Below are 12,065 nucleotides of genomic sequence, written 5' to 3'. Positions count from 1 at the left end.
CAGACAGGGCAGAAGCTGCTTTATGCACATCTCCTGCCCTGTCAGATTGGTTTATCCTGTAATTTTTATTTTATTTTTCTTCTGTTTCTTTTTTGTTGTCTGTCATTTTTGACTTCTTTCTGCGGTATACAGTCACTCCTGTAGCTGTTCCAGCAGATGCCAGTGCAAGCAGAACAAACGCCCATATTTTCTGGTTATCACCTGTTTTTGGTGCATTTGTTTTTTCTGTTGTTTTCTCCGGTGTTCTGGCATCTTTCATTTCTACTTTCTGGACTTCCATTGTATCTTTCAATGTAAATGTGACATCTTCCGCAATCTCGTAACCATCCGGTGCTGTGATCTCACGCAGAGTAAGTTCTTCATTGACTGGGAGTTTTTCAACGGAATGTGGTTTTCCATCTGTAATCCACTCTTCCAGAACAGTTCCGTCTTTGCGGATAATCTGAAGCTTTGCCCCTTCCAGTTCTTTTCCGGTTGTAAGGTCTGTTTTTGAAATTTCCACTTTGGAATATTCATCTTTCATCTCAACCTTTGTCACACTGCCATCTTCTTTGACTTCAAACATCACATCGCTGGCAGACACATAGCCATCTTCATAAGGAGCCAGTTCCTCATGTAAGGTATAACTTCCTTCCGGCAGTCCGTAAATGACATGTTCTTCCTTACTGCTTACCCATTCTTCCACAACATTTCCGTCTTTATCAATGACCTGCAGTTTGGCTCCTTCCAGCTCATTTCCGGTAGTTGCATCTGTTTTTGTAATGCGTGTTTCTGTCGGCTGATTCTCAACTTCTTTGTTCAGTTCAATCTTTGCAAGATTCTGATTTTCGTAAGTTGCATCTACATTCCATACTTCCTCATTTGGAAGATATCCAGCTTTTCTGACTTCCTCTTTGACATAGTATTTTCCATGTGGAAGATCACTGTCGAAAGTAAGTGTTCCCTTTGCATCCGTTGCTTTCTTTTCCAGCAAGGTATCTTTCTCTACGAGAACCTCTCCCTGATTAGAAAGAATATCTTCTGCAGCATACAGTCCAAAAATAACACCTTCCAGCTTTTCGCCTGTGACAGAATCTTTCTTTTCTACTGATACGAAAACTTTCTGTCTTTCATTTTTATAGGTAACGCCTTCATAAACAACTGCCTGTGTATCATCCTCTGCTGTCAGGGTAAATTCTTTCTGTTCTGTATTTAGGACAAAATTCTCTCCTGCTACAACTTCTTTCAGATAATACGTTCCCAGTGGCAGATTGTTGATAACTGCTGTTCCATTTTCATCTGTAGTCAGTTTGGCTACCAGATCATCTTTCTCATAACGAACAACTGGATTTCCTTCTTCGTCCTTTGCTCCGTCCGGTGAATAGATGGTATCTTTGGCATATACTTCGAATTCAGCACCTTCTACTCCGGTTTCTTCATATTTAAAGCCTTTATAAATACCTGTTTCTTCTTTACCAGATACGGTATTTCTTACTTTAGAAACCAGTGCTTTTACTTTTGCCAGAACAGAATCTCCGGTTACTTCGGTAAGCTGTTCTCCCTTTTTCGTCAGGAGCAGGCTTCCTACCTGTTCGTCATTTTTCTGTTCTACTTCTACAATCGCAGCTCCTGTATCCGGATCAATCTGATGTGCAGTGTTTGAGGATACTGTAATTACAATACCATTCTGTGGATTTTCTTTATATGTTCCTTTTGTAGTCTGCTCTAATGGTGAAATAATCGTTGTTCCATCATACAGGGACTCTTCGCTTCCCTGTCTTACAAATCCTTCCGGTGCTTTTACTTCTTCGATTCGATAGGTAGCGCACTTCAGTTCCTGCGGTGTGATCAGATATCCTTCCTCATTTGTTTTGAATACACTGATCTTTTCTTTCTTCGGATACTGAACAACCTGTTCCACATATTTCTTATTTGTCACATCGTAAATCTTATAAGAGGCTCCGGCCTTTAAAACCGTATTTCCAGTCTGTGCATCCTTCTTTACGATTTTCAACAAAAATTCAAACGGACGGTCATCAAATACTCTCCACTGCATTGGTTCTCTGCTGTCATTTTCCACATTTACAACAAATGGATCAATGGTTTTCAGATTCTCCGGGGTAGTGCTTTCCACTACAACATAACTTCCATACGGCAGTTCCGGGCTGACTGCATATCCTTTGGTATCAGTGATCAGTTCCGGTACTGGTACGGCGGTTCCATTCTCATAAGTAACTGCAACCTGCTCTTTGCTGAAGTCATAATTCTTGAAATCACTTGCTGTATAGCTTTCTCCATTGGACGGTTTCAGTTTCCCATTTTTCACCTGTGTCAGGTCGCTGATCAGATATACCTTAAATCTTGCTCCTGCAACCAGGTCCGTTTCTGTCTGCTCTCCATCTTCACTGATTTTGATTAACTGGAATGCCTGTTTCTTTACCTGCTCTTTTACCGTAAGGTCTCTTGTCACTTCGGCAACATCCTGACCTTCATAAGTTACTGATACCTCATATTTGGTAGTATCCAGTGTATATCCTTCCGGTGGAGTGATTTCTTTTAGATACATTTCTCCAAGGTATAATTCTGAAAATTCCAGTGTTCCGTCATCTCCGATGACTCCCTGTGCAATCAGGCTGTCCTGTTTATACAGAACTCCTGTTGTGCCATCCGGATGCACGATGTCCTCTTTGGCATAAAGACCATACACCGCACCACGAAGAGCACTGTCCCCCTGCGCTTTAAATGCAAGTGTTTCTTTATCGATCTTTGCGATTTTTACTTTTCCGGTGACTCTCTCATCTGTTGCTGTTACATTCAATGTCTTTCCGGCTGCAACATCTACTTTATATACTTCTGTATTCAGTTTATATCCTGTCGGAGCAGTGATCTCTTTTACATACACAGTTTTCAGTGCAGAATCAAAATAATCGCTGACTGCTTTTCCATCTCTTCCGGTTGCTGACATTGTCATCAGCAGGTTTTCACACTTCTTATCAGTATAAATACCATAAACTGCTCCTGACAGTAGATTCTGTGTATTGACATCTTTCTTCATAAGTTCAATGCGTGTCATATTCAGCCACTGTACACTAAAACTTACCGGAGCTGCTGTTTCACTTTCAAATACACCGATATCCTGCTTGGAATTTCCGGTTGTCAGCACCAGTGTTCTCCATGTCTTTCCGACAGAACCATATAAGTTGCCGGAAGCATAACTGCCTGTCAGTAATAAATCCGCAGACAGATAGAATGTATCTCCACCATAAATCTGGATTTTTCCATTTGTAACACTTGTTCCTTTGGAAAGATTATGTGCTGTCACATTTTCCGGTACACTCAATGTCACATAGTTTCTGTGATCTCCAGACAGTGTGATATTTGGTGTTTTCTGGATGTTTCCATCCCGTACTGCATTCAGCTTTGTGCTTGAAAGGCTCAGTTCACCTTTTGGCGGTTCTTCCTGTCCAAACAGATAATTGATATATGCGATAACCCCTGCATTTACAAGGTCATTATAATTACACCCTGTAAATCCGGCTTCTCCTGCATAAGCGTAGCTGGCTGCAATGTGTGTATACACATACTTTTCATCTTCCGTTTTTCCAGACAGATAACTTCCTGTCAGATCTCCTGCCCCGCCATAACCATAATAAAGGACTTTCTGTAGATTTTTATTGCTGTCCAGTACCTGTGCTACATAACTTCCACTCGGTGGGGATGCTTTCTGGGACTGAAGGCAGTATGCAATTTTCCCATTGACTGTAAACAGGCAAGTAAGATAATTTCCAATATAACTTGGATAATAAATAGTTCTCCCCTTTGTCAATGTAACTGTGGAACCGCTGCTTGTAGCTCTTTCAGCCGCAGACAATACCATCACATTTCCCTCTTCGATGTCCTCTTTCAGTTCTTTGACTGCCTGTGCAGATGCATCTTCTTCGGATGTTTCAATTTCTACATCTGTGTAGTTCTGCACAGGCGAATCCGAATCATCTTCAGATTCTGTATCTGACTTCTGTTTCTCTCCACCATTTTCTTCAGAATGTGCCTGACCTTCTGTATCCGTCAGAGTCACTTTCCGGGTGATGGTATAGCTGTCACTCTTATCTTTTGGAACGACCATATAAGTGGCAATATATGTTCCTGCTTTGTCAGAATGATACTCTCCACCATTCTCATCTTTGATACTTACAAGCGTAACATCTTCTTTTTCTGCATCATAATGGATTCCTTCCATACAGGTTTCCACCGCAAATGTTTCATCCGAAACCGCTTTTGTGATATCATCTGCTGTAACCGATGTATCTTTCTGGCTTGTTACCGCCTGTACTTCCGTCTGCTGTTCCGAGCCTGTCTGTTCGACCGCAAACGCATTTACACTGCTCAAGGTACTGATGCCCATCAGGACAGCCAGTCCAAAAGCAGCTATTCTGGTCTTTAATTTTCTAACCTTCATGTGCTTTTCCTTCCTAATTATAAATAGATTTTTTTAATTAAATACCGCAGAAGATGTTTCCTCTGCGGTACGTTTTATCTTGTATATCGATTTTTTTCTTTTTTCACTTCCTGTCTGGTACGCTTCACCGCTTTCATGACAGAATCTGTTGGAATCTGGTTATCCTTATATCCTTCCAGAATTCCATCCAGATAAAACTTCGATGGTCTTGCCGGAACATCTTTGTGCGGAGCGTTCATCATATATACAAACACCTCTTTCTCCACTCCATCCTGATTTTTTACCTGAATCGATTCTTTCCCATAAAAACTTGGAAATCCTTCATAGAAATCCAGACTCTTCTCACACGCTTCTGTGATTTTCCATAAAACTCCTTCGACACAGCTTCCCTTTTCCGGCAGTACCGTTGCTACTCCGTTACCCGGAGCCTTTCCTCGAAATGCCAGCCGATAATCTTCAAGCCGGACATTTTCCACAACTTCCGCAGCCGGACACCTGTACTTCATCTGCTCCAGATTCATGTTGCTGCCATAAGCGAAGTAATATCTATCTTCCATTTTTTCTCACCTCTATCTGACTCCTTCTGTCCTTTGATTTTTCTTCAAACACTCATACGTGCTTTTATCATATCTCCACGCAAGATCACCATCCAGATTTGCCAGCAAATGTTTTCGGACATTTTTATATTCGTCTCCAATTAACCCAAGTCTCAATAAAAATGTACGAAATGTAAATGCTGGATTTTCTGATATCAGTGTCTTTTTCATCTGTGTCGATCTCTGATTGATCGCCTGTGCGGAAATGGCTAATGCCAGAGTAATATTTGCTCTTACCTTTCCTGCATGAAGTGTGCTTTCAAAACAGCGCCATTCCAAAGTTCCTTTTGAAAACACAGCATGAAGATTCAGAGCATAATAACGGGTATGATCATAATGGGTATGACTTCCATCCCTGCCTCCATACCAGACATTTCTTACTCGGTCCATTGTGATTGATTTATTTGGTATTTTTCGGATTTTCTCCAATACCTCCGGTCGCACCCTCTGACAATAACTATTTGCTCTTCTCTCCTGCACTTTCAGTGCTTTGAACAGAATATCTTCCTTTGCATACATAATTGTCAGTGCATTTTTCAGACTCTGCGGTGTATGATTCGATGCATCTACATGAACATGCTGACCACAGGACTCATTTACAAAACCGCCATGCTGTCGCAGACATCGTACTACTTCCTGTAACTTACCCATTTCATCATAGGATAATTTCGGAGATACCATTTCTGTTGAATATTCTCCACCTGCGTCTACAATTCGACCGTATACTTTTCGTTGTGTATAAATGCTCCCATCAGACATAAATTTCCACTTTTTTCCTTCCAAATCTATCACTGACCAGACTCCATAAGTAGTGCCGTCATAATATGCTTCTGTTCCAAACATTTCAGCAACAACTTCTGCAGCACGTTGTCTGGTAATTCCTGTCATCTCGATTTCTGTGCCAAAGTATTGGTCTTTTATACCGATCATGCCTAATGGATTCCTTTTTCAGACACTTCCTGTGTGTTGAGTTCGGAGTCTGCCTTTTGTAACAATCTGCCAATTGCCTCGATAACATTGACAGTTACTCCGTTTCCAGCCTGTTTATAAAGCTGTGCATCAGAAGTGCTGTCTATGATTTTATTTATTTGCCAATCATAATACCCCTGCAGTCGCAGACATTCCCTTGGAACTAATCTTCTTATTCTTCCGTGATACAAGATGCCATGACGATCGGTTGCAGTAATTGTAAACATCGGTTCTTCTGGTTCTTTCATGCGTCTGCCGTTCTGACGGACATTTTCTTTGGCTGGTGTAAGGACTGCTCTTGCCCCTTCTTCACTTAATACGCCGGAACATTCTCCTTTGTATTTATGGATTCCACATTGTCGGGTATTAAGGCTTCTGCATTCTTCAGTTACCAGTGGTGGCGGAGACAAATCTACAAAATGAAGTGTTCCCTGTTGGATACCTGTAGTCAGGGTGTGTGCTATCTGATGTCCGACTCTTCCTCTCCTGCTGTTGAGATTCGCATAGCCTAAATCGATGCTGTCACCCTCTCTTGCAAGTTTGTAGCCGAGCTTTGTATTTTCTTTAATTGGAACACCCACATCATATAATCCTGTCTTTCCACCCATTCCTCCGGCTTGTGATGTCAGGGTACAGCTTAATCCTTTTGGACTGTAGACTCTTTTTCCCTGACTTCCTGCCCGGATTTGAACAAGAGCTGCTCCATTTGTTTCTGGTTCAGGTAATACTTTTCCGGCACATCGGAAATCAAGATATCCGACAATATACACCCGCTTTCTTGCTTGGGGGACTCCGAAATCCTTGCTGTTAAGCACTTTCCATTCGACATGATACCCCAGTTCAGAAAGCGTACTGAGGATGGTGCAAAACGTCCGGCCTTTGTCATGCGATAACAAACCGGGAACATTTTCAAGGATAAAATACGATGGTCTTTTAGCTTCAAGAATCCGGGCAATTTCAAAAAAGAGAGTTCCTCTTGCGTCAGCAAATCCTTCTCGCTTTCCGGCGATAGAGAATGCCTGGCAAGGAAATCCTGCACAGAGTAAATCAAAATCTGGCATTCGTTCTGGTTCAATTGTTCTTGCATCACTACAATACCACTCCCCTTCTGTGTCAAACAGCAATCGGTAGTTCTTATCCGCATAAGTATCCACCTCGCAATGTCCGACACAGACAAAGTTTCCTGCCCGTCTTAAGCCTTCACGGAATCCCCCGATTCCGCTAAAGAGATCAAAAAATTGAATGGTTGCGGCTATCAACCTCCTTTTTGCTGATAAAAACAGGCGGCATGATTTCTCATACCGCCCTTCGTTATTCTGTATCAATTGGTTACCATTCTGTTGGTTCTTCTGTTTTGGTTTCTTCTTCCAGATCAGTTTCTCTTTCTGGTTCAGTTTCCTCTTCCGGTTCGCTGTCCCCTTCTGGTTCGTTTTCCTCTTTCGGTTCACTCTCCCCTTCTGGTTCGTTTTCCTCTTTCGGTTCGCTCTCTCCATCTGGTTCGCTTTCCTCTTCTGGTTCGCTGTCCCTTTCCGGCTCAGTGCTTTCTTCCGGTTGTGTTTCTTCTGTTCCCAATTCTCCAATTGTCTGTTCGGATTCTTCAGGCTGATCTTTGCTTTGCCATTCGGCCTCTGCCTTTTCCAGTGCTTCTTCTATAATCTGAATTAAGAAGTCTTTCTGTTTCATGTGTTTCTTTCCGATGACTACTTTTAATCTCTGGAATAATTCCTCTGATACCTGTACTGCTACTGTTCTTACTGCTCCCATGCTTATTTCTCCTTTTCCTTCCAGTCTGTTGAAATGTTCTTCAATGACCTGTTGTAAAAATTTTTGTGTGCTGCTTTCTGTGAGTTCAATCTCTTCTCTTACTTTCTCATGTAAGTCCATCGGGATCTTTCCGCAGATATTTTTCATTTCTGCCATAACCTTTCTCCTTTCTCTTTCGCTACACACAACATACTCCAAAGCCGCATGGAAAGCTATTCACAATACCCACCAAAGATAACGATGCATTTTATGCCTTACCCCTAGCAGATCCAACAATGTATGTATCGTGCAATCATAGGCCTCACCCCCTTTACAAATTTTCCATTTGAGATAGAAAATCCATCATCTGATCTGGTATTTCTTCCGATGATGGGTTCGTTGTCGATTGTTCCGTAGTGCCACATATTCCTAATTCTCGAACACTTTCTTTTATCGTCTTTTGAATGACTTCTTCCAGCCATTTTCGATCCTCTTTTTCCAGAATTGCCTGAACCAGATACTGGCTTTTCTGCCCTTCTGGAACACTTTGAAATTTCTCCCATGCCCTTTGGTGTTCTGGTTTTTTCAGATTCGGGCGGAACGAATACACAGGGCGTGTCATCTCGCCCACATCTGCTGTACAATCCGTTCATACCCTGTTGCGTTGGCATGGACGTCCTCTATAAAAACGGGGCGGCAAATCGCGTCCTGTGTGGTCACGTGGCGTTTTAAAATTGCAGAGCCTCCCCCCATAAATACGGTGGGTACTGCCCGGAGATCAAACCCGGATTCTGTCACCGCAGACAGTATTCTTTCTATATATTTCCGTCCGTTTTCCTGTATGATCCGTCTGGCCTCTTCTGCCATACTGCAAGATTCTCCCCGAAGCACACGCTCAATTTGAGTTTCTGTCACAGACAGTCCGGTATTTCTACGCACTTGTTCTGCTGTCTCATCAATACATCGGATTACTCCAAGTTCCAGACTTCTGCACGTTGCTGCATTCGGAACAGCATTGTCCAGCCTCATAAGGTCAACGGTCCAGCCACCAATATCAACAAGCAGAACAGACGGTTCATTCTTCAGATACTCTGGATGCAGAGCAAGCGCAGAGTATCCCTGTGGGAACAGTTTCACATCTTTTATTGTTATCTCATATAACTCACTTTCATATAAAAATCGCACTGGCTGCTCTTTCCGCAACAGATACTCCCTGAATCCCTGTTTCTCTCTTCCAAAACTTGAAAGCGGAAGTCCAACAGCCAGAATTACCTCTGTCTTTCGTTCCGCTTTCCGATGCTTGATTTCTTCTGCAATGGCTGCCAACGTCAGCAGATAATAATTATCATTTGACGTTTTATTTTTTACCAGCGTCTGTCTTCCCGTACCGCAGACATAATACTTTCCTTGATATTGCAGAACATTCTGCATGGTATACGGCTCGTAATCATACCCAATAATTCCACTTGGGAAAGACACTTGTCTTGTTTTAATGGCATAATAGCCATGATCAATTCCTATGATTATCGCAATCACATCCTTTCATTTTTTCTGTTTAACGTAAGGTCAAAAATGTTGTCACTGCTGCAACGGATCGTTGCAAAAGTGCCATTCGTGAACACTTTTCTATGTTCCAGCGTCCCAAAACCTGCGGAAAATCTGGCTTTTTTATACCACTATCGCCAGAGGAACACTACTGTTCCTTCCCAGCCGGTTATAAAAGATCCCTCTCCCGGCGGCGGTCCAGCCTGTCCGGGGGAGGGATATATCGCAAGTTTCCTTTTTGAACAATTGCCTGTCTTTTTATTTTTATGAGATGTTTTTCCTGCTTTTGTAAAATGGGAAGATACTCCGGTTCTGTCAAAAACTTCCGTATATAATTGCCCTTTTTTCCCAGCTTGTTATCATTTTTCAGCAGTTCTATTTCTACCATGTAATGGGTATCTGGATGAAATCTCTTCTCACACAAAATGCTGTCCCCTTTTATATAATCAGATTTAGCCGATTCTCTTGCTGCCGCCAAGAGTTCATAAATACTTACTTCCACCTCTTATCACCTCCCAAAAGACCAGAAAAAAGCAGACCTCTTAATCGAAGTCTGCTCCTGTCGGATATGGTAATCCTCTTTCTTCATATTTTTTATCGATATAATTTCGAATCCATTCCCTGTATTCTTCCGTTAATGCCAGTTCCTGAAATTCTAACAACCACTTTTCCCCTTTTGCTTCGTCATCAAGCCATCGATCTTCTATGCACTCCGGCTCATCTAACATTTTCATCATCGCTTCAAATGGCTCTTTTACATCATCACCAAATTCTTTCCATAAGGCGATTCCATAGTTCTCCAGTTCAAAAAATCCTGTCAGATATGTCAATCGTTCCATATCCCCCAATGTCATTCTTTTTTCACCTGACAATAATGCTCGATCTCTTTTGCCACATAGATTTAAAAATTTTCTCTTTTCCATCTCCACATCCATTATACTTTTACCTCTTCCTGTTAAAAATAATTCCTTATTACGAAACATTATAAAATTTAAATTCTTTAGAATCAATATATATGTTTCTGTATTACGAAACTTTTTATTTTATAAGGGGAGTTCATCATTATGCAAAAGATTAGACCAGATATGGATATTGGTAAAAATATCCAAGCAATTCGATATAAAAACAATATGACTCAAGACCAAGTAGTTGCAAAATTAAATCTTATGGGTATCTCCATCACCAAAAGTACCTATGCCAAACTGGAAACAAATCGCATGAACATTAAGGCATCTGAATTAGTTGCACTTGCAAAACTCTTTCATACCGATATCAATGCTTTCTTTTCCGGCTTGCTATAGTTCGACATTCCCCGACTCCCTGTGTATATAATAGCATATTAAAAATAAGAACCAGTCTATATTCTTATCGGATATAAACCAGTTCTTTTTTCTTATCAAATAATATAAAAGTGACAGGGAATTCAGATTCTTATCTTCTGTCACTCATGTAATTATTATTCTATTTTAAATTTAATGAATTTACCCATTCTTGAATTTCTTTTTCAATGTTATTTTCTATATAAACGTCATACACATTTTTCCACATTATCTGTGTATACTGTTATTTTCAACCCCATAATTATAACTTGGTACACGCTATACACTACTATAAACTGTACTCCATTTTAAGATAGCCAATGTATACCGTATCATATGAATCCCAGTTATCAACTGTTGTAGACACCAGTTCCACATCTCTTAAGCTCTCATCATCATGTTCTCTTGACACCCGGCTGTCATCATCTGTCCAGTCAAGGTCATCATCTGTATATGGCTCCACAGGCTCTATTTCAAACAGATCTGCCTCTGTAATTTTTGCTATCTTTTCAGCAACATCTTTTGTATTTCCTGAAGCTGAATAATATACAACCAATGTTTTTCCATTTCCTGTTGATGTATTTTCTGTTGTATCTGTAGTGTTTTCGGAATTTGTATCCGCTTCTTCATTTCCAGACTGGTTTGTACTTGTAGAATGGCTGTCATTATTAGAAGCAGACTGGTTTGTATTGCTTGCTCCACATCCTGCCATCAAACCGATTGCCACGATGCATGTTAAGAGTACTGCTGCTATTTTCTTTGTTTTCATTCTAAGGTCACCTCCTGTCGTATAAAATGTTTGTCACGCTAATTTCTATCGGATGAAATTGGTAAATACAAAATCCGGTGCCTTTGGCATTTCAATTCCCATTTTTGTCGCAACATTTTTACAGTTAATGAAATATGCCATATTGTTTCCAAGGATCTGCATAACCTGCATTCCTTCGAGATCCTGTTTTACTTCATCCGGATTCGTCCCATGTACCATATTCCAATATCTCGATGTGATAATCGGCATCTGCATCAGACCAAAATATTTATTTACCTGATCCCATGTGGCCGTTGTTCCGGCCCTTCTTGCTGAAATTACCACAGCGGCAGGTTTCAGGCGGAATCTGTCGCCGCCACCGTTTAAATCGGCATAAAAGACTCTGTCCATAAAGGATGTGATTGCACCGCCTGCACCACCCCAGTGTACCGGAGTTCCAAATACGAATCCGTCATAATCCCCTGCTATTTCCAGAAATTCATTCACGATATCATCCAGGATGCATTTATTTTTTTCCTGACATTTTCTGCAGGCAATACATCCTGAAATCGGCTTGTTTCCAATCCAAAAAATATCTGTACTTATGCCATTTTCATTTAATGCACTGGATACTTCACAAAGAGCTGTATAAGTACAGCCATTTTTGTGTGGACTTCCATTGACAAGTAATACTTTCATTGATTTTTCCT

Annotated in this window: 12 protein-coding genes; 1 reads left to right on the top strand and 11 read right to left on the bottom strand. The window is 41.1% G+C overall.

What is annotated here, in order from left to right; all coding sequences use genetic code 11:
• Positions 1-70: 70 nt before the first annotated feature.
• From DMI82_RS02280 to DMI82_RS02240, 9 genes are all read right to left on the bottom strand, one after another.
• Positions 71-4,435 carry a SpaA isopeptide-forming pilin-related protein gene (locus DMI82_RS02280; RefSeq protein WP_110102377.1) on the bottom strand — a complete coding sequence of 1,455 codons (4,365 nt, stop codon included), beginning with the start codon at positions 4,433-4,435 and terminating at the stop codon, positions 71-73.
• A gap of 74 nt (positions 4,436-4,509) precedes the next feature.
• Positions 4,510-4,992, bottom strand: a complete 483-nt coding sequence (locus DMI82_RS02275; RefSeq protein ID WP_015513326.1) for a gamma-glutamylcyclotransferase family protein — start codon at positions 4,990-4,992, stop codon at positions 4,510-4,512.
• 12 nt (positions 4,993-5,004) lie between these two features.
• Positions 5,005-5,961, bottom strand: a complete 957-nt coding sequence (locus tag DMI82_RS02270) for an amidoligase family protein (RefSeq protein WP_006426990.1) — start codon at positions 5,959-5,961, stop codon at positions 5,005-5,007.
• Positions 5,962-5,963: 2 nt separating this feature from the next.
• Complete coding sequence (gene dcm / locus DMI82_RS02265) at positions 5,964-7,259, bottom strand: DNA (cytosine-5-)-methyltransferase (RefSeq protein WP_110102375.1); 1,296 nt, start codon at positions 7,257-7,259, stop codon at positions 5,964-5,966.
• Between the two features lie 70 nt (positions 7,260-7,329).
• Positions 7,330-7,920 carry a hypothetical protein gene (locus tag DMI82_RS02260; RefSeq protein WP_015513324.1) on the bottom strand — a complete coding sequence of 197 codons (591 nt, stop codon included), beginning with the start codon at positions 7,918-7,920 and terminating at the stop codon, positions 7,330-7,332.
• A gap of 154 nt (positions 7,921-8,074) precedes the next feature.
• On the bottom strand, positions 8,075-8,365 hold the full coding sequence (locus DMI82_RS02255; RefSeq protein WP_110102373.1) for a plasmid segregation centromere-binding protein ParR: 291 nt from the start codon (positions 8,363-8,365) through the stop codon (positions 8,075-8,077).
• Complete coding sequence (locus tag DMI82_RS02250; protein WP_158526417.1) at positions 8,362-9,270, bottom strand: ParM/StbA family protein; 909 nt, start codon at positions 9,268-9,270, stop codon at positions 8,362-8,364. Before DMI82_RS02250 ends, DMI82_RS02255 begins: the two co-directional genes overlap by 4 nt.
• A gap of 187 nt (positions 9,271-9,457) precedes the next feature.
• Positions 9,458-9,790 carry a DUF5720 family protein gene (locus DMI82_RS20200; RefSeq protein ID WP_005341391.1) on the bottom strand — a complete coding sequence of 111 codons (333 nt, stop codon included), beginning with the start codon at positions 9,788-9,790 and terminating at the stop codon, positions 9,458-9,460.
• 40 nt (positions 9,791-9,830) lie between these two features.
• Positions 9,831-10,223, bottom strand: a complete 393-nt coding sequence (locus tag DMI82_RS02240) for a hypothetical protein (protein ID WP_242981797.1) — start codon at positions 10,221-10,223, stop codon at positions 9,831-9,833.
• 129 nt (positions 10,224-10,352) lie between these two features.
• On the opposite strand from DMI82_RS02240, the gene DMI82_RS02235 reads away from it, so the two are divergent.
• The gene (locus tag DMI82_RS02235; RefSeq protein ID WP_005341369.1) at positions 10,353-10,589 is read left to right on the top strand and encodes a helix-turn-helix domain-containing protein; all 237 of its coding nucleotides are present in this window, start codon (positions 10,353-10,355) and stop codon (positions 10,587-10,589) included.
• Between the two features lie 307 nt (positions 10,590-10,896).
• Here DMI82_RS02235 and DMI82_RS02230 read toward each other — a convergent pair whose 3' ends face one another.
• Positions 10,897-11,376, bottom strand: coding sequence for a flavodoxin (locus tag DMI82_RS02230; protein ID WP_242981796.1), 480 nt, complete (start codon positions 11,374-11,376; stop codon positions 10,897-10,899).
• Between the two features lie 45 nt (positions 11,377-11,421).
• Entirely contained in the window at positions 11,422-12,054 is a 633-nt protein-coding gene (locus DMI82_RS02225) for a flavodoxin family protein (protein WP_006427000.1), read from the bottom strand.
• Between the last annotated feature and the right edge of the window lie 11 nt (positions 12,055-12,065).

This window comes from Blautia sp. BCRC 81119 (genome assembly GCF_003184505.1).
Lineage (GTDB): Bacteria > Bacillota > Clostridia > Lachnospirales > Lachnospiraceae > Blautia_A > Blautia_A fusiformis.
This window is presented reverse-complemented; position numbering and strand designations above follow the sequence as displayed.